This window comes from Bartonella vinsonii subsp. berkhoffii ATCC 51672, assembly GCF_902825225.1.
Taxonomy (GTDB): domain Bacteria; phylum Pseudomonadota; class Alphaproteobacteria; order Rhizobiales; family Rhizobiaceae; genus Bartonella; species Bartonella berkhoffii.
Genome location: NZ_CADEAK010000006.1, coordinates 86,640 through 110,971, shown reverse-complemented (window position 1 = coordinate 110,971; position 24,332 = coordinate 86,640). Strand labels below are relative to the sequence as shown.

The following is a 24,332-nucleotide window of genomic DNA, read 5'->3' as shown; positions in this document are numbered from 1 at the left end:
GCAAAAATCATTGACCGGTGGCAACAATTAGAACAGCAAGTAGCAGCACCGCAAATCGATTACTCTAGTCCACAAGTCATGTTAGGAGTTTTAACTTATCTCAAAAATGAGAATGAACAAAAAGACAGCAAGACATGAAAAAGATTTTGACAAAAGCTGCTTGAAGTTTATGGGGGTGCTCTCTCCTCCCGAGCATCCCCACCATCTCATAACAACTTTCAACCAATGCGTGATTCACGCCACAAGTGAATTGCATCTAAAATTAAGGGGAAACAATATGGGACACCGCCCACTTACTATCACGCAACCAGCTATTGCTCGCGCCTTAAGAGAAGCAAAAAAACAAGGATGTGAATTAATAAAAATCAAACCTACAGGAGAATTATTAATTCATATCAATAAAATCATTCCACCCAAAACGACAGATAATACTTATAGCATTGATGATTTTCCACCGCTGGAAAATGAACAAGAAGAATATAGCACCAATAAATCTTGCCCCCCTGTTGACGATATAAAGTTTTAGCCATGCCAAAATGTCGTCCACCACATCTTGTTCGTGAACGTACACGCCATGGTAAAACCATATGGTATGTGCGTATTGGTCATGGACCACGATTTCGAATTGAAGGAACCTATGGGACACAAGAGTTTGTTGACAACTATACGATTGCCATTCAACAAGCGCAAAATGGTCCATCCAAGAAAATAAAACAAACCAGACTTACAGAAGAATCTTTCGATTGGTTGCTGCATCAGTATTTACAAAGCATGCAATGGCATAATCAATCAGAATCCACTAAAAAAGTTAAGTATAGAATTCTAAACAATGTTTCTAAACATATTGGCGACCGTGCTTATAAAAGTATAACAAAACAACATATCCTTGATGCCGTAGACAGAAGACGAGAGACCCCAGCCGCAGCTAGGCACTTTTTAACGGCTTTAAATGGTCTTTTCAATTGGGCGGTTGATAACGTTCTTTTAAATAGAAATCCTGCTTTTAATATAAAACCACCAAAATCTTTTAACTCCGAAGATTTTGCACCATGGTTAGAAGAAGATATTGAGAAATACTATCATCACTGGAAATTAGGAACGCATGAACGTGTATGGATTGACGTCCTTTTATATACAGGTTTACGTCGTGGTGATGCCGTTCGTATCGGCTGGAAAGATATCACAACAGATAATATTATTCATTTAAAAACAGAAAAGAGCCAATTTAAAACAGATGTTTTTCTCGCGATTTTGCCAGAACTCGCAGAAACACTTAAAATTGGACCTATTGGAGATGAAACATTTATTTGCGGTAAAGAAGGTAAAAAACTGACCAAAGAAAGTTTTGGTAACCTGTTTCGTAAAGCTTGTAATGTAGCAGGTATTAAAAAATCAGCCCATGGATTGCGAAAATTAGCAGCAACACGTGCAGCAAATGCAGGTGCGACAGTTTCGCAAATGAAAGCGCTTTTTGGCTGGACAGAAGATAACATGGCATCCCTCTATACCAAAACAGCCGACAGAAAACGACTTGCAATAGAAGCAATCAAAAAACTTCAAAAAAGTTAGAACAATGAGTGGCTGCTAAAAAACAAACCAAAGCCCCGTCAAAATTATGAATGAAATTAATGCGGCATTTGAGGTGCATCAGAAACCAGAGGAGAAATAGGTGGTTGTGTCTGTTGCATTGTTTGCCATAAATTATAATTCGTTTGCATATCCAGCCAAAATTTTGCTTTACTAAAACCAGCTAATTCTAATTTTACTGCAAGTTCGGTACTCATAGAGGTATGTCCGTTAATCACTCTTGATAGAGAAGCTCTTGTCATATGGAGATGATCAGCTAACTTTTGTATTGTTATCCCCATTTCTTCTAAGAAAGCTACTTTTAGAACTTCGCCCGGATGTGCGGGGTTATGCATCATTTGTTTTAGTTCCTTTCATCAATGGTAATCTTGATAATCAACAAGCTCCACATCTGTTCCTATAAAGCGAAAAGTAACACGCCAATTTCCATTCACCCATATAGAATAGTATCCTGTAAGTTCACCTTTAAGAGGATGCATTTTAAAGGCAGGCGCTTTCAACATTTCAGGCATCGTAGCACTCGTTAAAGCCGTCAAGATAACGCGTAATTTTTTCACGTGATCTGATTGAATAGCTTTTGTAGAACCTTTTGTATAAAATAATTTTAAGCCCTTATGTTTGAAGCTCACAATTGCCATTACCGCCCCTTATCGTATACTATCACTATACGATTAACAACAATAATAGTCAAGTACCCTGCTAGCAAATCCAGTTATCCAGATAAAATGATTGAGTATAAGCTATAAAAAGTTAGGGATAGGTGGAAAATAAGTTAAAAGAATCAACGGAATGAAAAATCCCGAATTTTTATATAACCTATTGATTTAATTAAGTATTGGCTGGGGTACCTGGATTCGAACCAGGGAATGCCGGTACCAAAAACCGGTGCCTTACCGCTTGGCTATACCCCAAAAAAACACGATCAAGACTACTTTTGCACCTTATAGCGATTCCTATGAAGGTACGCAATATCTGAAAATCAAAGCTTTTACTTTTTTATTATAAAATTTTGAAATCTCACGCGTATTATATTTCTGCAAAACTGTAGCAGAAAACTTGCGCCCGTTTACATTTTTAACATAAGCAACGACTCTTTATCTATCTTTCATCTCATGACAGCACAAAACGCAAATTTTATAATTACCAATGTATTTAAAAATTATCATAGAATACTCTCTTCTCTTAATGCATTTAAATCTAAGCTCTTTAAATGAGAGCAGAAAACAGAGACTTTTATATTAATGGTCTTTTACCTTCATTAATCGCATTCTTGCTTACTCAGTGTACAATAATTCATCTCTCTCTTAATTCATAAATTAGAATAATAACCCGCGATGAACACAATTGTTTATCATAGATAAATCCATTTTTAGTTAATATGTATAAACTATCAGTTGTAATGAGAATTATAAAATATTTCTAAGGTTTGTGCAAAAGATACCCACGCGTACTCCATTACAAACACTTAAAGTAACAACACATTTTAGGAATAGGGTAAGTGAAATCTTGCAAAATTAAAAACATTTAGATAAAAAAATAAGCTATTGATAACTCTCTCTTCCACTTTTACTTAAAAAGATAATTGCATTTTTTGTGCGTGCATGGGTATAAAAATTTCCTCCGAAAGACACTGATATAAATAGTGGTATTTTGAGTGATTGCGTGTGTACCTCTCCTAAAAAGACCTTTACGAAAAGATGGTCACCGAATTAATTCATACAAACGGATATTCAACATTTGCTTTTAGATGAAGTAAATGGCACATTAAGTTTGTGGAGTGAGCTTAACAAAATAGAATCGAGGAGATTTTCAAATGACTTTTGAATTGGCCGCGTTGCCTTACGATTATGACGCCCTTTCGCCCTATATGTCACGTGAAACGCTTGAATATCATCATGATAAGCATCACCTCGCTTATCTGACCAATACTAATAATTTTGTAAAAGAGTTAGGCTTAGAAAATGAAAGCCTTGAAGATATTGTTAAAAAAAGCTTTGGGAAAAATATTGGTTTGTTTAATAACGCAGCGCAATATTACAATCATAACCATTTTTGGCATTGGATGAAAAAAGGTGGTGGTGGTCAAAAACTTCCTGAAAAACTTGCAAAAGCTGTTGAGGCTGATCTGGGTGGCTATGATAGATTCCGCACTAATTTTATTGCTGCTGCTACTGCCCAATTTGGTTCTGGGTGGGCATGGGTTGCTGTTAAAGATGGCAAGCTTGAAATTATGAAAACACCTAATGGTGAAAATCCTTTAGTTCATGATGCTCAACCTATTCTGGGGATCGATGTATGGGAACATTCCTATTACATTGATTACCGCAATGCACGTCCGAAATATATCGAAGCTTTCATAGACCATTTAATTAATTGGGATTATGTTTTAAAGCTTTATGAAGATTGTGGACTTTAAGCGATTTGCATAGTTTTTTGTGAAAGGCTTCGTAAACTAATGCATGATGGAGCCTTTCTAAAAGAAGACAGATGTTTAAACTAGCAACAGTTTTTTCCTACTATTTTTAGAATATATGCATAGATATATGCAATTTCTTCTATCTTTGAAAAACGTCCCGCTGCACCTGCATGACCTGAGTCCATATTAATGCGCAATAAAATTGCATTATCGTCTGTTTTCAAGTCTCGTAATTTTGCTACCCATTTCGCAGGCTCCCAGTAAGTTACACGAGGATCTGTTAATCCTGCCGTCACAAGCATAGGAGGATATTTTTGATCTTTGACATTATCGTAGGGAGAATAGGAAGCGATAAAATTATAGTCTTCTTCTGATTCAAGAGGATTTCCCCATTCTGGCCATTCTAAAGGCGTTAGGGGCAATGAAACATCTAACATAGTGTTTAAAACATCAACAAAAGGCACATTTGCTACAATTCCAGCAAAATCCTGTGGAGCTATGTTAGCAATAACTCCCATTAACATTCCTCCTGCTGAACCACCTTGGGCAATAAGACGGTCATGAGAAGTGAATTTATTATTCACAAGATAGCGCCCACAAGCAATAAAATCTGTAAATGTATTGTATTTAAAAAGGTGTTTTCCCTTCTCATACCATTCAACACCTTTTTCTTTTCCTCCACGAATATGGGCTATGGCATAAATAAAACCTCTGTTAACCAAAGAAAGTACATTGCTATTGAAACTGGCTGGAATAGAAATTCCATAGGCTCCATAACCGTAGAGCAAACAAGGTGCACTACCGTTAAGAGCGGTAGCTTTGTGATAAAAAAGCGAAATAGGAATTTTTTCACCATCATCTGCTACCGCTGTAATACGTCGTGTTACATATTCATCTTTATTATGCCCAGAAGGAATGATTTGCGTTTTTAAAAGCATCCGTTTGCGATTTTTCACTTCATAATCAAACACTTGATCAGGTGTTGTCATAGAGGAATAGGAAAAGCGAATGGTTTGACTATCGTATTCTGCAGCACCTTGTAAACCTAAAGAATAAGCCTCCTCAGTAAAAGTAATGGAATGAATTTCTTTAGTGGTACGCTCCATTATTTTTATACGAGGCAGCCCTTCAAAATGCTCAAGCCAGATAAGAAAATCTTGATAAGCATCATGGGATAGTATCAGATGTCCACGCTGATGTGACACAAATTCAGACCAATTTTCCGATTGTGGAGATGCATACGGCGTTACCATAATTTTAAAATCTTTTGCGTTATCCAGATTGGTTAGAATATAAAAAACATCACCACCTTCTGTAAGTGAATATTCAATACCTTTTTGCCGCTTTCGTACACATTGGGGAACAGTGAGAGGCGCTTCAGCTGGAATCAACCAAACCTCTGATGTTTCATGATCATGAATATTAATATAAATAACATCATTAAGTTTAGAACCGCTTACGTGTAAGAAAAATCCTGGATTATCTTCACGAAAAATAAGCTTATCTTGTGATTGATTGGTGTTTAATCGGTGATAATAGAGCTCTGAAGGACGATGATTTTCATCCATCTTCGTATAGAAAAAACCTTCAGATTTAGCATCCCATACAATTTGTCCTGATGTGTCAGTAATGGTATCCATACAGTCAGACAATGTTTCCAAATTACGAATTTTAGCTTTATAAAATTCTGATCCTTTGTCATCATAGGTCCAAACAACATGTGTATGATCAGGAGATTCTTGAACTGAACCAAAATTAAAATATTCTTTTCCTTCAGCCAAAGCATCACCATTAAGGTAAACGTTTTTTTCTCCCCCATTCCTTGATGTACGGAAATAATGTGGTTGTTGGCCTCCGGTAACATAAGAAAATCCATAAGCAAAAGGCCCATGTTTTATAGGAACAGAACTGTCATTCTCTTGGATTCGCCCTTTCATTTCAGTAAAAAGCAAATCTTGTAGTGACTTTGTATCAGCCATTTGAGCAGCCTGATAAGCATTTTCATTGTCGAGATGATATCGAATATTTAAGTCAAGACAATGAGGTTTTTTAAAAACATCTTGCCAATTAAACGCACGTAGCCAATGATAGGGATCATTATGACAAATACCATGATATATTTTTTTATGTATGATTTTAGATGCTTTTGGAGGAATCACAGAAAAGTGTGTCATGCACGATCCTAATGTTAAATAAAAACTCATGACTTCGTATATGTTAGAATCGTATTGTTTATGCAAGTGCATAAATCTATAAATTTCGCTTACTTGCAAAAATATAGCTGTGATAGTTTCTATTCTACAATGACGCCATGTACTTTTGTTTATCTATATTACAGGCATTGTCTTTTGTGTATAACGCGCCCCTTTTATAAAAATTACGAGCTAAGAAATAAGGCTATTTTGTAGCGAAATTTAATTTTCCTTCAAATAGTAGAGTTAACTTTCGGATATAAACAATAGAATCTAATTTAATAATATATGTAGTTATTTTGATATTATTTTTTATAAATAATATTATACTGTACCATATTGATAGCTAATCGTATAATATATATTTAATAGGCTAATATTATAAATACATTTTAATTTATTAAAAGTATTTTAAAATTTAAAAAACAAAAATAATTTAATTTTATATTTAATAATATTATTTTATAAATAAATTATAAATAATAAACATGTAAAATAAAATATTAACTTATTTGATATATTTTAATTTATATGATCTCTATAAAATAAATGGATTAATATTATATCATTTTTTACATTTATAATATATTTTATTTATGAGATTTTATATAAAAAACTATATTCTAACAGGTCAATAAGTTGGTTCTTCTTGTTGTATATTATGACTAAAAAGAGGTGTTTATTTGATTTTTTTGTGTTTTAGCAATTTTATAGAATAATTGAATTGACAAAAAAGATTTTTGTACAATATGAAGCCTATGTGCATGGGATCTCATGTCATGAGGATATGTGCTGTATCTCGATTTTAAATTACTGGATTTTAAATTAAAGGAAAGAAGAATGGAACATCATCCAGTCTTAGAGACTGAAAGCAATTTAGTTATTATATTGGTTGCGGATATTGTTGCTGCCTACGTGAGTAACAATTCTATCCGACCGACCGAAATACCAAGTTTAATTGCTGATGTTCATGCCGCTTTTCGTAAAGCGGGGAATGTAGAATTAACAGAAGTGGAAGTTGAAAAGCAAAGGCCAGCAGTGAACCCAAAGCGTTCAATCTTTCCAGATTATCTCATCTGCCTTGAAGATGGAAAAAAGTTTAAATCTTTAAAGCGTCATCTCATGACACATTATGGAATGTTGCCAGAAGAATATCGTGAAAAATGGCAACTGGACAGCTCTTATCCTATGGTTGCACCTAATTATGCAAAAGCACGCTCAGCTTTGGCAAAAGAGATGGGACTTGGGCGCAAAAGCAAACGGAAGAAAGCAAAATAATAGCATCTTTTAAAAAAACTGGTCGCCTTCAGTATATATAAAACGTTTTTTAAGGAGATTTGGGAGAGTTTTTTATAAGATGTTGATTTTATACATAACTTTCTTTACGAATTCGTTCAATCATCGATTTAAGACCATTTGACCGTTGTGGTGTAAGATTTTCCTTTAAACCAAGTGTTTCAAAAAGACCTTCCGCATCAGCATTGCGAATTTCAGAGGCTTTTTTTCCTGAATAAAAGGCAAGAAGAATGTAAATAAGTCCACGCACAATATGGGCATCAGAATCACCTTGAAATGTTAGTATTGGATTATCCGAAGTATTATCACGTGATGATAAAAGCCATACTTGGCTAACACATCCCCGCACTTTGTGATCATCATTGCGAGCGCTTTCTGGAAAAGGTGGTAATTCATGTCCAAGTTCAATGACATAACGATAACGATCTTCCCAATTATCCAAAAGAGAAAAGTTTTCTATAATATTCTCAATCGTTTCTGCCATAATCTCAGTCCTGTTTTTCTTTTATGATTATCTTACATGTATTTACTTGTCAGATAAATAATGACTCTTGTCATTAGCATAATACCTATAATGAACGTTCAAAAAATATTTCAAGGTAATGTCGTATACTTCTGTTTTTGTGTAGACTCTTGTGCCTCCCTTTTAGACGTAATTTTGGGAGAAGTCGCCATATTCTTATCATCCAGTATGCGTCCAAAATATTCGTAAGCTGCTCTTGCACCATAATATGCACGCTCGCCAAGTGAGCTTAAAAAGGACTTTCCTACTTTGCAGGCTTCTATATTACGATCACAAAATGTTCCTAAATCACTTAAAGCTTCCTTAAAAGCAATAATCACATCACTCGTTATTGTCTCATGATCTTTTTGAGAAAAGGAATGATTATTCCTCGGTTTTTCTATAAAAAATGAAATGATGACAAAAACAAAAAACAAAAAAAAGAATAATTTGATCAAAAAACGCATCATGAGCAACTAATGCACCGCAGTTGTAAATGAAACACAAGCAACAGTTTATACTCTTCTTCTTTATAAAAAATTTATAAGATAAGTCCTTTATAAAATTGAGCATTTGTTTATCAGATGTGCAGCATTCATTATGTTGTCATAAGACATGATGCAGCTGTATAAAAACGAAAGCGCATGAGCTTTTCATGAAAAAATGAGCGTCAAATTTGCACAATGAAAAAATAAAAGCGTTGAAGTCTGTGAGATTACGCTCTCATGACATATCATAAACATACATGTAGTGTGAAAGACAAAGACAACATGATACCTCAAATCATGACAATAAGTGAGGTTTCGATACCTAATAATACCCTTTATAAAAAAGTACGATGTAAAATGATAAGAATTAAGCCGCCAACCACTTTTCTTGCAGATATTTTAAAAATCACTTCTGTTGAGTTTTATGAAATTTATCGAATATTAGTAAAATAGATTTATGCTAGAATATATGTGATATGGGAAAAAATTATGCTCATCAAGATTGTATTGAAATACAGGTTTCTGTACATAAACGATCTTTGAAAAAGATATAATAATTTTCTCAGTTCTGCAACATGATAAATACAATGTTGTTTCAATTTGATTGCAAAGACTAGAAAATATATACGTAAAAAATAAAAAATGAGGAAATGACGTAGCACTTTCAGTTGAGATGATGATACGTGATGATATAGTTTCAGGCGTAAAAACGGTATTGTATAGGTAGAGTTTTTCTATACAGACTAGAAATTCTGTAGAATATAAAACGAAGAAAACCGGGTAAAGACTATTGTTAATTTATCAGCTTATAGATTACATGACAAATTTGTTGGTTTTAATCATTTGAAAGACAAGAACAACAAAATCAAACTCTCTCCCTCTCACTGAAAGTGGAAATAATTTATATCCGTTTCTGTATAAAAACATTTACTCTTGAAAATAAAAATAATGGCAAAAAAACGAAAGACGCGCAGAACAAAAACCGTAAAAAAGCGTAAACACTATAGTAGTATTGTTATAATATTTTTTCTTATAAGCTGTCGGTTTCTTTTTTGGATAGCAAAAACACTTTATTTCTATACACAAAAAAATGCTCTGTTTTTCATTGGCTCGCTTCTTTTCATCATGAGTTTTGGATTTGTTTCATTTAATGCTTTATTTTCGCAAATGATAATGCAGCAAGATGTTTTTATGAACATGAAATTTACATTTGCTCAAAATAGAGAAAAAAACTCTCCTTTATCTGCAAAAGAAGCAAAACTTAGCACAATTTCTCGTGATCCTTCTGTAGATTTTCCAAGCCATCTACACAAAAACTTATCTTCACATGCTTTGTCAGAAAACACATTAAAAATGCAAAAGAAACTGGCAAAATTGGGGTTTTATGATGGTCCTTTAGATGGAATAGAGGGACCTAAAATGCGTCGTGCTATAGCACTTTGGAAACAACAAACCATTCACGGGATGCAACATAATATTTTTCCCAATCCAGAAACGGATGAAATTACAGTATTAATTAAACGTAGTGAAATAGAAATGGCAAATGAAACAACAAAAACAAAAGCTGTGCCACGCTCAAAAGAAACTGTTTTAGAGCCTCCTGCAGACATTATACAAGTGCAAAAAGCTTTACGTATTTTTGGTCATCAAGAGGTTATTGTTACGGGTATAGAAGACCAAAAGACAATAGATGCCTTAAAACAGTTTCAAAAAATGTTTGATCTTCCCATAACGGGTAAAATTGATCACACCGTTTTGATGAAAATGAGAGAAGTTGGTTTGTTAAATTAAAGGCAAGTTCTATTTTATAAAGTAAACACTGAAAACATGATGAGAATGTATTCCTCCACTTCATGCTTTTTCTTATAAATACATCAAAGACATAGCTCTCTTTCTCCCGCCTATACAGCTTAGAATGTATTCTAGAATTTTTTTCTTTTAGTGAAGAAAAATACGTATTCATTCTGCTGTAATTAAGACATTGATTTACAAAGAAAGTTCGTCGTTCTTACCAGTTAAAAAACTCTGAGTACAGAGAAATTCTCTTGTTTCAACTCCTTTTATCATGAATTTAAAAAAGCGTTTTCTTACAAGTTACAAAAAGAATAAGCGTGTGAGTAAAAAATTCAAAAAAGTAAATATGCCTCTTACTAAATAGACTAAATGAAAAAATAGTTGCCTCATAATGAAAATTGTCTTGAAATCTCTATGCTCTTTTTGCAATAGCAGCCTGTGCTGCTGCTAAACGGGCAATTGGCACCCGAAAAGGAGAACATGACACATAATCCAGATCATTTTCTTCACATAATGCAATAGAAGCAGGATCGCCCCCGTGTTCACCACAAATGCCCAGTTTAATTTTTCCACGCTGTGAACGACCACGCTGTGCCGCAATAGAAATAAGCTCGCCTACTCCATTACGGTCAATTGATACGAAAGGATCTTGTTCTAAAAGTCCTTTCTGAAAATAAGTTGCTAAAAAAGGAGCCGCATCATCACGTGAAATTCCAAAAGTGGTTTGTGTCAGATCATTTGTTCCAAATGAAAAAAATTCAGCTGTCTCGGCAATTTCATCTGCCCGAAGAGCTGCTCTAGGAAGCTCAATCATGGTTCCAACCATGTACTGAATATTCCTTCCCTTTTCCTTCATCACTTCATTAGCAACCTGATCAATACGCGCTTTGACAAAATCAAGTTCAGATTTCAGCGCAACAAGCGGTACCATAATTTCAAGCATAACAGGAGATCCAGATTTTTGAGCGGCTTCTGCCGCTGCTTCAAAGATGGCTCGCGCCTGCATTTGTGCAATTTCAGGATATGTAATAGCTAAACGGCAGCCTCGTAATCCAAGCATAGGGTTAAATTCATGCAACTGCTGCGCGCGTTCAGAAAGCACATCTACCGATACTCCCATAGCCGTTGCAACCTCAAGAATTTCTGCATCCGTTTTTGGCAAAAATTCATGGAGTGGCGGATCAAGCAAGCGGATAGTAACAGGCAAACCACACATAATTTCAAATAATTCGCTAAAGTCTGAACGCTGCATGGGCAAAAGTTTATCCAATGCTTTACGACGGCCGCTTTCATCATTACTTAAAATCATTTCACGCATGGCAACAATACGTTCACCAGAAAAAAACATATGTTCCGTACGGCAAAGCCCAATACCTTCGGCCCCAAAGGAACGCCCCATCCTTGCATCAGAGGGCGTTTCAGCATTAGCGCGAACTCTTATACGTCGCATCCCATCAGCCCACTCCATCAATTTTGCAAAATCGCCACAAAGCTCAGGTTGCAACATCGCAACCTTCCCTTTCAAAACTTCTCCACTTCCACCATCAATCGTTATGACATCGCCCTTTTTAAAATTCTGCCCTGAAGCAAACATTGTGTTTGTGTTATAATCAATCCGTACATTGCCAGCACCAGAAATACACGGCTTTCCCATACCACGTGCTACAACAGCAGCATGACTTGTCATCCCACCGCGCGTCGTTAAAATCCCTTGCGCAGCATGCATTCCATGAATATCCTCTGGGCTTGTTTCTACACGCACCAAAATAACTTTGCGCCCCTCTGCTGACGCAGTTTCTGCTTCTTCCGAAGTGAAAACAATTTCTCCAGTCGCCGCTCCAGGAGAAGCAGGTAAACCACGTGCAACAACAAAACGTGCTGCTTTGGGATCTAGTGTCGGATGTAAAAGCTGGTCAAGCGATTTGGCATCTATTCGCATTACCGCCTCTTCACGGCTTATCAAACCCTCCTCAACCATTTCTATTGCCATTTTTAAAGCAGCACGTACCGTCCGCTTTCCCGAACGAGTCTGCAACATCCACAATTTTCCTTTTTCAATCGTGAATTCGAGATCTTGCATATCTCGATAATGCTGTTCAAGCTTCTGCGCAATTTGACATAGCTTCAAAAAAGCTTCCAGCATAATTTTTTCCAAAGATGGCTTATTTGAACCCGCAACAATACGCGCATTTTCTGTGATATTTTGGGGAGTGCGAATCCCCGCTACAACATCCTCACCTTGGGCATCCACTAAAAACTCACCGTAAAGTTCTTTTTTTCCTGTTGAGGGATTGCGTGTAAAAGCAACACCTGTCGCCGAATCCTCCCCCATATTGCCAAATACCATTGCCTGTACATTTACTGCCGTTCCCCAACTTTCAGGAATATTATGTAAACGACGATAAGTAATTGCACGTGCTGTCATCCAACTTGAAAAAACCGCTCCAATCGCCCCCCACAACTGTTGTTCAGGATCTTGCGGAAAAGGTTTATCTAACTGTTCTTGAACATATGCCTTATAAGAAACAATAACATCTTTCCAATCGTCTGCTGTCATTTCTGTATCGACAGCATACCCCTTGCGCACTTTTGCCTCATCAAGAATCTCTTCAAAAGACGTATGATCCAAACCTAAAACAACGTTAGAATACATTTGGATAAAACGGCGATAACTGTCGTAAGCAAAGCGTTCATTATTGGCTTGTAAAGCAATTGCTTTTACAGCTTCATCATTCATACCAAGATTAAGTACTGTATCCATCATTCCTGGCATAGAAACTCTTGCACCTGAACGAACAGAGAGTAAAAGTGGCCTTTTTTCATGTCCAAACTCGCGCCCTGTTCGTTCACCAATGCGTTTAAGCGCTTGTTTAACAGCTTCCTGTAATTCTTCGGGATATGTTTTACCATTTGCGTAATAAAAATTACAAACTTCTGTTGTAAGAGTAAATCCTGGAGGGACAGGCAAACCAAGATTACTCATTTCTGCCAAATTAGCCCCCTTACCACCAAGAAGATTGCGCTTACTTGCACTCCCCTCTGCATGGCCATCCCCAAAACTGTAAACCCATTTTGTCATAGTACAAATCCTCCCATATTAGCATCGAAACATCATTTGATCCGAGCTAATATTATCAAAACAATATTCGATCAAAATTGGCTAAAAAATATTGCTTTATAAATGCATAAAATCAATCTTCCCAAAAGAAAAACGACCACAATCAATACCCATCTCTTGGAAAGAAGATTTAGTTTTTAAGAAAACTATCAATCACCGAAAAGAAGGATTCCACTGACATTACACCTTCATACTTGTTACCATTAATAAAGAAGGTAGGTGTTGCTGTGACACCAAGCTCTTTACCACGTTCAAAAGATGCATTCACTTCATCTAAAATGGACTGATTTTTCAGGCAAGCAGTAAAACTTTCATCCGTAAAACCAGCCATTAAGCCAATTTTTTTCAATGGTGTGAGAGCGTCTTTCTCCCAAACCCACTCCTGCTGTTTTTGAAATAAAACCTCTATCATAGGGAAATAACGATCTTCTGGTGCACAGCGTGCTAACATAAAGCCTGCCGTCGCTCGCGGATCAAAAGCATAATCTCGGAAAATAAGTCTTACTTTTCCCGTTTTGATATATTTTTTACGAATTTGTGGAAGTACATCATTATAAAAATGTGCACAATGAATACATGTCAATGAAGCATATTCAACAATTGTTACTGGTGCATTCTCTTTCCCCTCAAATCTATCCTTAACCTTGCCTGATTGAAGGAGTTCACCCATATCAACAGTTGAAACTGGTTTGGTACCACTAGCGATAGCAACAGTCGTATTGATTGGTCCAGAAACCATGAAGAGAAAAACTATCGCAAAAGGTAAAAAAGAACGGTAGTTCATCATAAATAATACTTTTCTTTTGTTATTAACAGACAAGAATCCAACAGTTTCTTTATACACTAAAAGAACGTATAAAACAGCTTTCTCTATTTATTATTTTTTTCTGCAAAAATGCAACAACCAAGTTCATAAAGCGATTGACGTAAACTTTCATCTTCAATCTCCTTAAGCATTTTTTTTATACGTTTTTTCTCTGTTTCATTCGGATCTGCCTTTATTGGCAAATTATTTTTCAAAGCAGATATAGATCTTTGTTCAATCTTGATGCGATCAATAGCAATATAACCAAAAAAAACATTAATTCTATGGAGCAATTCATCTGTCTCATGCATCAATTTTAAAGCAGAAAATCCCTCACAGGCCACCACAAGTGTTGCTGGTTGGAAAATTTCATCTTGATTAGCCCGCCGTTTCCAAATAATTTTAAGTGGCATTGTATGTTCATCAATATCATGACCTACAATCTGTGACCAATGCTCTATCAATGCTACATTAAGCCCTGTCCTTTTATATAAAACAGGATCAAGCATTTTGGATACCGTCTCAGAAAGAGAATAAAAATGGCGCTTTTTAAATTTTCTGCTCATTTTTCTAGATCATCATTCAGTCATATCCTGAATTATAGCGGTTTCTGTCATTGCAAAAACTATTCCCCCATATATCTCATCAAATATCAACAAAATCCAATTCTCATTTAACAAAAGTTTTTATAATTAAAGAAGAAAAAGTAAAATATGAATTGTAAAATAAATGCTTTTTCTTTTGCATTTTCTATCTTCCTATGGTTCAAAACAATCATGCATGAAATTTCTTCGCGCCTCCTTTCTTGGTACGATCAAAAGCACCGGCATTTGCCATGGCGTATTACTCCCGAAGAACAAACGCAAGGCATCCGCCCTGATCCCTATCGCGTTTGGCTTTCTGAAATCATGCTTCAACAAACAACTGTCGAAACCGTGAAACCTTATTTTCAAAAATTTCTGAAACTTTGGCCTGATCTCTTTTCTTTAGCAAAAGCCTCCCAAGAAGATATCATGAAAGCATGGGCTGGACTTGGTTATTATTCACGTGCACGCAATCTTAGAAACTGTGCACAGCAGCTTGTTGAAAACTACGGAGGACAATTTCCACAATCCGTAAAAACATTGCGAGCTCTTTCAGGTATTGGAGATTATACTGCTGCAGCTATTGCCGCCATTGCTTTTAACCATCCTGTAGCGGTCGTTGACAGTAATGTTGAGCGCGTGGTAACCCGCTTATTTGCTATCGCTTCAATATTGCCAAAAGCCAAAGCCGAAATCAGAGAAAAAACACAAAAAATTACCCCTTTAAATCGCCCTGGTGACTTTGCTCAAGCGATGATGGATCTGGGAGCAACTATTTGTACGCCACGTAAACCATCTTGTTATCTCTGCCCTCTTCAAAGTTTGTGTAAAGCAGCAAAGATGAAAATAACAGAGTCTTTTCCTGTCAAAGCTCCTAAAAAAGAACGCCCTTCAAAAACTGGTGTTGCTTTTGTTGTCCTGAATGAAAACAAACAAATTTATTTAGAAAAACGACAGGGTAAAAAACTTCTTGGTGGAATGACCCAAATCCCTAACAACATTGGAACAAACAACGACAATGGACTCCAAAATGCTCCCTTTATCGCCAATTGGCAGTTCAAAGGACAAATTACACATGTTTTTACCCACTTTTCTCTAAAACTCAACGTTTACTATACTAACAGTACGCACAAAATGAATGATGAAAATGGCTGGTGGTGCGATATCCATCATCTTGCCGAAGAAGCTCTTCCTACGGTTATGAAAAAAGCCATTTCTGTGGCAATTCCTCATTCTTTTCGGTTAAAATAATTTTTTTAGTTAAATGCACAATGTTTTTTTCATAAAAAATTGATTTATAATGATAATTCATATTTTATAGCTTGAATAGAAACCTCGAATACAGTAGCTTTCATTTCAACCGCTTTTTATGATGAATCATCAAAAAAAACCTCGTTTGCACATCACAAGCAGAGGGAATATGTGAATAGAAAACGTCTAAATATTAAGTGCGCAACATTAAAACTGGCTAACAGAATAGTGATGCAGCCAGCTTAGTTCTTCATACAACACCAGTTTTTAATATCTGCGTACGTATGACCATTCTTAAATCATCTATGGGTTTCAAGCGCCCGTTTTCTTCATAATACCAAAAGGTCCAACCATTACAGCTTTGTGAAGCTTGCGCCTTTCGTCCCATTGCATGAATAGAACCAGCTTCACCACCATGCATGACTGTACCATCAGCCCTTACAATAGCAGATACTTGCTTCTTGCGGTCATAAAGAACCTCTCCAGGATGAAGCAAACCTGCTTCAAGCAAACTGTTGAATGCTACACGCGGCTCTGCTTTCTTTCTATCCAAAATTGCTAATTCCGGTTTAGCTAAAGGTTTAACCGCAGCAATCCTCTCACATGCTGCATCAATATAGTCTTGCTCACGTTCAATCCCCACAAAATCACGCCCCAAAAGTTTTGCAACAGCGCCTGTCGTCCCCGAACCAAAAAACGGGTCAAGAATGACGTCACCAGGCTTACTAGAAGCCATAATAATACGAGCTAATAAAGCCTGTGGCTTTTGTGTTGGATGTAATTTACGCCCTGCATCATCTTTTAAACGTTCAGCGCCAGTACACAAAGGGAAAAGCCAATCTGAACGCATTTGTAGATCTTCATTCGCAGCTTTTAAGGCATCATAATTAAATGTATATTTTTTATCCTTTTGATCTCGAACAGCCCAAATAAGCGTTTCATGAGCATTTTGAAAGCGACGCCCTCGAAAATTAGGCATAGGATTATTTTTACGCCAAATGATATCATTCAGCATCCAAAAACCTAAATCTTGTAAAGCCGTCCCCACCCGAAAAATATTATGGTAAGATCCTATAACCCAAATCGTCCCGTTGGGTTTCAACACACGACGACAAGCAAGCAACCATGCACGCGTAAAAGCATCATAAGCAGCAAAACTTTCAAACTGATCCCATGCATCATCAACCGCATCAACAAGCGAATGATCTGGACGATATAAAGCACCATCTAACTGCAAATTATAAGGAGGATCAGCAAAAATCACATCAACTGAATGTTTCGGAAGTTTTTCCAATACTGCAACACAATCCCCTTTGAAAATTTTATTGCGCCATGGTATCCGTGAAAGAGTATGAACAAAATCTTTTTGAAGCTGAATAACTGTCATGAAAAACCCAACGAAATGAACTGAATTTGTCCTATAATCAATCAAAATAGTTTATAGGCCCGCATTACAATTCCATATTTACAAAATAGAGTAAACGTATCGTTAAAATTCCACAAAATTGATACACGTTTTTGCTATTTCAAGAAAAGTAAAGAGAATCTATCCTGATAAATCCTTATTTTTCTTCTCTTCAAGGCACCATTCCCATATCTTTATTTCATCATAATGAATAAGAATCACTTTCAAAGCATGTTCTTATGCAATAAAATCGTCTCAATGGCATTTTCATGAAAGTTTTCAAGCTATAATATATATATATAAAGGAATATCTCATGCCTCAGATAGATCTCGTTATTTTTGATTGTGATGGAGTTTTAGTAGACTCTGAATATCTCGCAGCCAAAATTGGATCTCAATTACTTAAACAAACAGGATATGAAATATCACCTGAGGAATTGAGTGAACGTTATGCTGGGCTTATTTTTCGCGATATTCTTAAACAAGTTGAACAGGAAACAGAAAAACCAGTTTCTGCTTATCTCATAGATCAAATGACGAATCTTTTTCGAGAAAAAATAGCAACTGAATTACACGCTATTGATGGTATAAGAGAAGCAATAGAGATTATTCAAACGCGTTATCCGTACTGTATTTGCTCTAATGCAAAGAGTGTAGATATAAAAGAGATGCTTTCTACCGTTGGTCTTTACGATCTTTTTAATGATAAAGATAAAATATTTTCTGCCCCTGAAGTGGGAACAAAAAAAACTAAACCCGCCCCTGATGTTTTTCTTTTTGCCGCACAACAATTACATGTAGAACCTCAAAATACTATTGTAATAGAGGATTCTCTTCATGGCGTACATGCAGCATCAGCAGCAGGCATGCGCGTTATCGGTTTTACTGGAGGATCACATAGTTACCTTGGTCACTCTCATGCCCTTGCAGAAGCTGGTGCTGAAACGGTTATCACCAAACACGCCCATTTACTAGAAGTCCTAGAAGCAATGGCAGTATGGCGCGATTTATCATAAAAAAAACTCTTAGAAATTTATCAATTTCAACTCTCTTAAAGAGCACTTTTTCAGGTAGCTTGTCCTCGGAAGGCATATCTACACAAGCTAAAACACAGTAGTATTGGCTATATACAATTAAAGTATGTAGCATTGTTATAATCTATGAAATCTTGATCTCTTCTCAATTGGATTTACTTATTAAAAAAAACTATTGCACTTACTTGGTATCATAACAAAATATAAAATTCATACAATTAGGAATAAACTATATTATTTTCTTTAATATAATTACAGAAATCAAAGATGCCTTTAGAGTGTACAGAGCTATAATAAATATCATTCTGTATAAAATTCTACAAATAAATACAGTATTTTATTAAAGAAAATATTGTTAAACATTATATTACAATATCATATTTTTCAGCTCTGTTTTTTATACTATATTTAATAATAAACAAAGCATCCATTATTTTATCTCCTCAATATTTTGAAACAAAAATTATAAAATCTCTTTTATATCTGATAATCTAAGATTTTTTATTGTCCGCTATGTTATTTATGTTTCAATACTAAATTCTCCTCATAAGACGCATTATGTACTCGAGCTTATGACACAAAAATAACTTAAAATATAAACCACAAAAACGGTACAGAAAGCTTTTTTCTCCTGATGGCTCGCCTCTCTCTTACAAAATCATTAAAAAATAAGCATTTTACTAAATTATACCATTTTCTATACATAAATACCGTTAGTAAATTTTTGAACATAAGTTTATTAAATAAAATATAATCCACTTAATATATTATATATATTACAAAAATACATAGTGAAAATATTTTATTCTTGACTATGAATTCATAATGAAGTATTTTTATGCAGATTTTGCAATCTATAGGTACAATTTGTATTTATTAATTATCTATAGATGCACTTATCTCTTACATATTAAGAAAAAAATACAGAATATTTGAGGTAAAAAAATATGGTCAAATTATTTAAAAATTATATGTTAAATATGTTTATAGTAGCTTCTTTTTTTATTTCACAAATTGCAAGTGCTCATGCAAATTACTTGAAAAATAGTTCTCAAAACGACGATGTTACTGATTGCGTATTGGAACAAGTAACAACTGCAACATCTACAGCAGTTAAGACGACTATCAGCTATGTTCCAACTATAAGTTATGGAACGATAAATGAAGCGAACATCGAAGGAAAAGTTGAAAAAGTGCTTGATCCTATGACAGTAGGATTGGGGTTTATGTTTATTGGATATGGATTAAATATCGTAAGCTCAATAATAGGATGGATAAAGGAAATAGTATTAATGTTCAAATAAAACCATTTATTATAAGAACATAATAGATAACTTCATTATGTTTTTAATAATTCCTTAATAACATAATGAAGTAACTATTAATATACACAATACGTGTTATTCCCTCTATTCAGTTATATACAGATATATTTGTCTTCTATGATTAAAAGGTAGAAAGTATTTGAGGTAAATTTATGACAAAAATTTTTAAAAATTATATATTAAATATGTTTATAGCGATTGTTTTTATTCTTTCACAAGTCGTAAATGTTCATGCAAATCATTTGAGCAATAACACACAACAAGAAAATTCTTCTATCATAGAACAGGCAAAAAAGAAGGTAACCCATATGGCTGCTCTCTATGTTCTCAATTTAAATGATGGAGCAAAAAATGAGGCTGCTGTTAAAGGAAAAGTTGAAAAGGTCCTTGAACCTGTCTCGATAGGGGTGTTCGGTCTCGGAATAGCGATTGGATATGCATCAACTGCTGTGGGGCTATTCTTAGGATGGTTAATTAGAATCATAAGAGCTTCAATATAAGGGTGATACTCGACAATTTTCCATTCAAATACTGGAAATTCGTAGAATAAAATTTGCAATGCAAAATACAAATTACAGATGCACTCTGGATTTATTTTATTGTGTTTATTTTTATAAATAAAATACAGAGTGAACTATACGGACATGAGTAAAAGCAGCTTTAGATGTATCTGTCCTTCTGTGCATTGACGAGCTTATCTATGCATTTTCTTCTTGAAATAAAAAAATTGAGGTAAAATTATGGTAAAATTTAAAAATCATGTATTAAGTGTTTTAATAGCGATTGCTTTTTCTCTTTCACAAATTGTGAATGTTCATGCAAATCATTTTAAAAACTGCTCTCAAAAAGAGGAAATTTCTGTTTCCGTCTTAGAGAAAAACAAGAAGAAAATAATCAATACAGTTGCTCTCTATCTTCCAAGTTTAAATTATGGATCAGAAAATGAAACTATCACTGGAGAAAAAATTGTAAAAGTCTTTGAGCCTATTACATTAGGGTTCTTTACTTCATTAGGGGCTTTAGGTTTTGGATTCTTTACTGGATCTTTTCTGGGCATAATTACTGGAATAATCGGATGGGCAATAGGTAAACTTCAAATAACTAAAAAAACCAAATAATTCCAAAACATTTTTAATTTCCAACCTGCCTCAAAAAATTGAGGCAGGCTTTTTTTTGCTTTCTATGGATAAATTTTCTCATTACGCATAATACTGCGCAGCAAAAATAGAATACCTCTTAGCATAAAAACGGATAATTTAAACTGAACAAATCACTCTTTCGATGTACAACTTACGCGTGAAATACCATGAAATTATCTCATAAATTCCCCAACATGAACATAATTGCCATTTTGCAGAGGTTCATTGTCATATGCGTTTTGATTATACAAGGTTGAAGAAAAAAGTAAGCACGCGCTGAACTCTCTTCAAGAAATATTATCTTGTATAATGATCAAAGTATTTAGAAAGCAAAATAAATTATAAAAGGATGAATAAAAGATTTAAGCTTTTAGAAAATAAAATTTTCTTATTATTCAATATTTTATATTAAAATATCTAAAAATGCTAAGATTATTTATTCTTCTGCCATTGATTTTTCATTATTTACAAGCATAAGCAAATAAACTTTCATACATTTAATAATTTCATAATAATTTCAATCTTGTTAAAAACATGAAATATAGAATTTAATCAGTTTACTGAAAATAAATGAAAGAAAAAATTTATGAAATATATCAGCACAAGAGGTGAAGCCCCCACGTTAGGCTTTACTGAAACTATCATGACGGTTCTAGCGCATGATGGTGGCCTTTATCTTCCAGAAAAATTCCCTCAATTATCACCCAATACATTACGAGCACTCCGTGGACAATCCTATACGACAATCGCTAAAACAGTTCTTTGGCCCTTTGTGAATAACGAAATCGAATACACCTCTTTTGAAAATATGATTGCTGAATCTTATGCCACGTTCCATCATCCTGCAATCTGTCCGTTACAACAAACTGGAGAAAATGAATTTATCCTTGAACTTTTTCACGGTCCTACTTTGGCATTTAAAGATGTTGCAATGCAGTTTCTTGCTAGATTGATGGATTATGTTCTCACTCAAAAAAACAAACGAGCAACAATCATTGCCGCTACATCAGGTGATACTGGTGGTGCTGCTATACAAGCCTTCGCTGGAAGAAAACATTCAGATATTTTTATTTTATTCCCTCAAGGACGTGTATCACCTGTTCAACAACGACAAATGACTACCAATCAAAGCAGTAATGTTCATGCTATCGCCATTGACGGAAATTTTGATGATTGCCAAGCTCTCATTAAAGCAATGTTTAATGACCATAATTTTCGACAAAAAAGAGCGCTTTCAGGTGTTAACTCTATAAACTGGGCGCGTATCATGGCGCAAATTGTTTACTATTTTTCATCTGCACTCTCCCTCGGTGCCCCTGATAGATCTGTCTCATTTACTGTTCCTACTGGAAATTTTGGTGATATTTTTGCAGGGTATGTTGCAGCCCGTATGGGATTACCTATTGCACAGCTGATCATTGCAACGAATGATAATGACATTCTCGTACGCACATTAACCAACGGTATTTATGAAACACGGCCGATAACCCACACAACGTCACCGTCCATGGATATTCAAATCTCTTCTAATTTTGAACGTTTGCTCTTCGAAAGTGGCGAACGTGACCCAGTATGGATTTGCAATGCGATGGAAAATTTGAGAAAATCAGGATATTTTCATCTTGATGAAAAACAGCTTAAGAATATTTGTTCTCTCTTTTCTGCTGGAAAAAGTAGTATAATTGAAACAGCACAAATGATTGACCATGTTTATAAAGAAAGTGGTTATCTTGCTGATCCACATACAGCTGTTGCCCTTAAAGTAGCGCGCGAAAACAAGCAGCCACATATTCCAATGATCGTCCTTGCCACTGCGCATCCTGCAAAATTTTCTGACACCATAAAAAGTGCTTGTGGACTTAATGTCCCCTGTCCATCTTGTCTAGACAATTTAATGGAACGCGAAGAACATTTTATAAGTCTTGCTAATAATGAAAAAATAGTAAAAGATTACATTTCTTTAAAATCACGTGCATCTTATTGAAGTTAGCTGCATTGAGTCAAATCAACAATATTCCAATGCCTTTAATAAGGTATTTGGCTTGTTAATGGAGTCATAAACACATGGGTGTAGACATCAGTCGTCTTAGTAATGGTTTGACTATCGCCACGCATACAATGCAACAAATTGAGAGTGTCGCTCTCGGAATATGGGTGAAGGTTGGCTCTCGCAATGAAAGCTGCTCACAACACGGCATAGCCCATCTTCTCGAACATATGGCTTTCAAAGGAACAGAAAACCGTACGGCCTTTCAAATTGCTGCTGATATCGAAGATGTTGGCGGTGAAATTAATGCTACGACCAGTACTGAAACAACTGCTTATTTTGCACGCGTACTCAAAAACGATATGCCACTTGCCATCGATATTTTAGCAGATATTTTGATGTATTCAAAATTTGATGAAAATGAATTAGAACGAGAAAAACAAGTGGTTGTTCAGGAAATTGGTGCCGTTCGTGATGTTCCTGATGATATTGTTTTTGATCACTTTACTGAAACAGCTTTTCGTCACCAATCGCTTGGACGCTCTATTTTAGGTACCTCAAAAACAATTCAATCATTTACATCTGCTGATCTCCACAATTTCATGAAGCAACAATATAGTGCAGACCATATGATCGTAGTCGCAGCAGGAGCTGTACAACATGAAAATTTTCTGCAAGAGGTTGAAAGCCGCCTTAGCACTTTTCGTCCCCATGCAACAGCACCCCTCACCAATCTTGCAAATTATGTTGGTGGTGATTTTCGCGAATATCGCGATTTAATGGATACACAAGTTATTCTTGGTTTTGAAGGACGTGCTTATCATGCACGTGACTTTTATGCTGCTCAAATTCTTTCCATTATTCTTGGCGGTGGTATGTCATCACGGCTCTTTCAAGAAGTGAGAGAAAAACGTGGATTATGCTATTCTGTTTATGCTTTTCATTGGGGGTTTTCAGATACTGGGCTTTTTGGAGTTCATGCGGCCACTGGAGAAAAAAGACTAAAAGAACTGCTTCCCGTGATTCTTGATGAGCTTTCTAAGGCAAGCAAAAATATTCACACTCATGAACTTCAACGTGCACAAGCGCAATATCGCGCTAATCTTACAATATCACAGGAAAATCCATCTAGTCAAGCACATCTCATTGCTCGTCAAATGCTTCTGTATGGTCGTCCAATTCCAATATCTGAAACAATGGAACGCTTAGATCTCATTACTCCTGCAAGATTAACTGATTTAGCCCATCGTCTTTTTAACAATTCTACTCCAACACTAGCCGCCGTCGGTTCTGTTGGATCGCTCATGAATTTTGATGATTTAACATCAATTCTTTCATACAAAATGAAATAAGATTAAAAAAGACTTCCCAAAATGTTTTCGTGCATGTTGGAGATATCATTTTTTATA

General features: G+C 35.3%; 21 protein-coding genes, 1 tRNA gene and 1 pseudogene. 13 read left to right on the top strand and 10 right to left on the bottom strand.

What is annotated here, in order from left to right; all coding sequences use genetic code 11:
- From J7R10_RS09900 to J7R10_RS04625, 3 genes and pseudogenes are all read left to right on the top strand, one after another.
- Positions 1–126: pseudogene (locus J7R10_RS09900) on the top strand (phage regulatory protein/antirepressor Ant); the annotation flags it as partial.
- Between the two features lie 151 nt (positions 127–277).
- A complete protein-coding gene (locus tag J7R10_RS04630; RefSeq protein WP_010704887.1) occupies positions 278–526 on the top strand; it encodes a hypothetical protein in 249 nt (82 codons plus the stop codon).
- Positions 527–528: 2 nt separating this feature from the next.
- Positions 529–1,569, top strand: a complete 1,041-nt coding sequence (locus J7R10_RS04625; protein ID WP_010704886.1) for a tyrosine-type recombinase/integrase — start codon at positions 529–531, stop codon at positions 1,567–1,569.
- 56 nt (positions 1,570–1,625) lie between these two features.
- Here the strand turns inward: J7R10_RS04625 and J7R10_RS04620 are convergent, their stop codons facing one another.
- The 3 genes from J7R10_RS04620 to J7R10_RS04610 form a co-directional block, all read right to left on the bottom strand.
- Positions 1,626–1,925: a HigA family addiction module antitoxin gene (locus J7R10_RS04620; protein WP_010704885.1), complete on the bottom strand. Its 300-nt coding sequence runs from the start codon at positions 1,923–1,925 to the stop codon at positions 1,626–1,628.
- Between the two features lie 18 nt (positions 1,926–1,943).
- The gene (locus tag J7R10_RS04615; RefSeq protein ID WP_010704884.1) at positions 1,944–2,225 is read right to left on the bottom strand and encodes a type II toxin-antitoxin system RelE/ParE family toxin; all 282 of its coding nucleotides are present in this window, start codon (positions 2,223–2,225) and stop codon (positions 1,944–1,946) included.
- Positions 2,226–2,423: 198 nt separating this feature from the next.
- Positions 2,424–2,498 (bottom strand) — tRNA-Gln (locus J7R10_RS04610).
- Positions 2,499–3,400: 902 nt separating this feature from the next.
- On the opposite strand from J7R10_RS04610, the gene J7R10_RS04605 reads away from it, so the two are divergent.
- Positions 3,401–4,003, top strand: a complete 603-nt coding sequence (locus tag J7R10_RS04605) for a superoxide dismutase (RefSeq protein WP_010704883.1) — start codon at positions 3,401–3,403, stop codon at positions 4,001–4,003.
- Positions 4,004–4,083: 80 nt separating this feature from the next.
- Here the strand turns inward: J7R10_RS04605 and J7R10_RS04600 are convergent, their stop codons facing one another.
- Positions 4,084–6,177 carry a S9 family peptidase gene (locus J7R10_RS04600; RefSeq protein WP_010704882.1) on the bottom strand — a complete coding sequence of 698 codons (2,094 nt, stop codon included), beginning with the start codon at positions 6,175–6,177 and terminating at the stop codon, positions 4,084–4,086.
- An 858-nt stretch (positions 6,178–7,035) separates the two neighbouring features.
- Between J7R10_RS04600 and J7R10_RS04595 the strand changes: the two genes are divergently transcribed.
- Positions 7,036–7,473: a Ros/MucR family transcriptional regulator gene (locus J7R10_RS04595; protein WP_010704881.1), complete on the top strand. Its 438-nt coding sequence runs from the start codon at positions 7,036–7,038 to the stop codon at positions 7,471–7,473.
- Positions 7,474–7,561: 88 nt separating this feature from the next.
- On the opposite strand, the gene J7R10_RS04590 is transcribed toward J7R10_RS04595, so the two are convergent.
- Both J7R10_RS04590 and J7R10_RS04585 read right to left on the bottom strand, forming a co-directional pair.
- The gene (locus tag J7R10_RS04590; protein WP_010704880.1) at positions 7,562–7,975 is read right to left on the bottom strand and encodes a SufE family protein; all 414 of its coding nucleotides are present in this window, start codon (positions 7,973–7,975) and stop codon (positions 7,562–7,564) included.
- Between the two features lie 110 nt (positions 7,976–8,085).
- Positions 8,086–8,463: a DUF5330 domain-containing protein gene (locus J7R10_RS04585; RefSeq protein ID WP_010704879.1), complete on the bottom strand. Its 378-nt coding sequence runs from the start codon at positions 8,461–8,463 to the stop codon at positions 8,086–8,088.
- Between the two features lie 966 nt (positions 8,464–9,429).
- Here J7R10_RS04585 and J7R10_RS04580 point away from each other — a divergent pair.
- On the top strand, positions 9,430–10,272 hold the full coding sequence (locus J7R10_RS04580) for a peptidoglycan-binding domain-containing protein (RefSeq protein WP_010704878.1): 843 nt from the start codon (positions 9,430–9,432) through the stop codon (positions 10,270–10,272).
- A 415-nt stretch (positions 10,273–10,687) separates the two neighbouring features.
- Here J7R10_RS04580 and ppdK read toward each other — a convergent pair whose 3' ends face one another.
- From ppdK to J7R10_RS04565, 3 genes are all read right to left on the bottom strand, one after another.
- Positions 10,688–13,354: a pyruvate, phosphate dikinase gene (ppdK, locus tag J7R10_RS04575; protein WP_010704877.1), complete on the bottom strand. Its 2,667-nt coding sequence runs from the start codon at positions 13,352–13,354 to the stop codon at positions 10,688–10,690.
- 169 nt (positions 13,355–13,523) lie between these two features.
- Positions 13,524–14,180 carry a DsbA family protein gene (locus J7R10_RS04570; protein ID WP_010704876.1) on the bottom strand — a complete coding sequence of 219 codons (657 nt, stop codon included), beginning with the start codon at positions 14,178–14,180 and terminating at the stop codon, positions 13,524–13,526.
- A gap of 83 nt (positions 14,181–14,263) precedes the next feature.
- A complete protein-coding gene (locus J7R10_RS04565) occupies positions 14,264–14,764 on the bottom strand; it encodes a DUF721 domain-containing protein (RefSeq protein WP_010704875.1) in 501 nt (166 codons plus the stop codon).
- Between the two features lie 210 nt (positions 14,765–14,974).
- On the opposite strand from J7R10_RS04565, the gene mutY reads away from it, so the two are divergent.
- Positions 14,975–16,033, top strand: a complete 1,059-nt coding sequence (gene mutY, locus J7R10_RS04560) for an A/G-specific adenine glycosylase (RefSeq protein ID WP_026501318.1) — start codon at positions 14,975–14,977, stop codon at positions 16,031–16,033.
- A 250-nt stretch (positions 16,034–16,283) separates the two neighbouring features.
- On the opposite strand, the gene J7R10_RS04555 is transcribed toward mutY, so the two are convergent.
- Entirely contained in the window at positions 16,284–17,420 is a 1,137-nt protein-coding gene (locus J7R10_RS04555) for a site-specific DNA-methyltransferase (protein ID WP_010704873.1), read from the bottom strand.
- A 332-nt stretch (positions 17,421–17,752) separates the two neighbouring features.
- On the opposite strand from J7R10_RS04555, the gene J7R10_RS04550 reads away from it, so the two are divergent.
- From J7R10_RS04550 to J7R10_RS04525, 6 genes are all read left to right on the top strand, one after another.
- Entirely contained in the window at positions 17,753–18,454 is a 702-nt protein-coding gene (locus tag J7R10_RS04550) for an HAD family hydrolase (protein WP_010704872.1), read from the top strand.
- A gap of 965 nt (positions 18,455–19,419) precedes the next feature.
- Positions 19,420–19,776: a hypothetical protein gene (locus tag J7R10_RS04545; protein ID WP_010704871.1), complete on the top strand. Its 357-nt coding sequence runs from the start codon at positions 19,420–19,422 to the stop codon at positions 19,774–19,776.
- Between the two features lie 173 nt (positions 19,777–19,949).
- Positions 19,950–20,297: a hypothetical protein gene (locus tag J7R10_RS04540; protein ID WP_010704870.1), complete on the top strand. Its 348-nt coding sequence runs from the start codon at positions 19,950–19,952 to the stop codon at positions 20,295–20,297.
- A 240-nt stretch (positions 20,298–20,537) separates the two neighbouring features.
- Positions 20,538–20,915, top strand: coding sequence for a hypothetical protein (locus J7R10_RS04535; protein WP_010704869.1), 378 nt, complete (start codon positions 20,538–20,540; stop codon positions 20,913–20,915).
- A 607-nt stretch (positions 20,916–21,522) separates the two neighbouring features.
- Complete coding sequence (gene thrC, locus J7R10_RS04530; protein WP_010704868.1) at positions 21,523–22,920, top strand: threonine synthase; 1,398 nt, start codon at positions 21,523–21,525, stop codon at positions 22,918–22,920.
- 80 nt (positions 22,921–23,000) lie between these two features.
- Positions 23,001–24,275, top strand: a complete 1,275-nt coding sequence (locus tag J7R10_RS04525; RefSeq protein ID WP_010704867.1) for a M16 family metallopeptidase — start codon at positions 23,001–23,003, stop codon at positions 24,273–24,275.
- Positions 24,276–24,332: the final 57 nt, after the last annotated feature.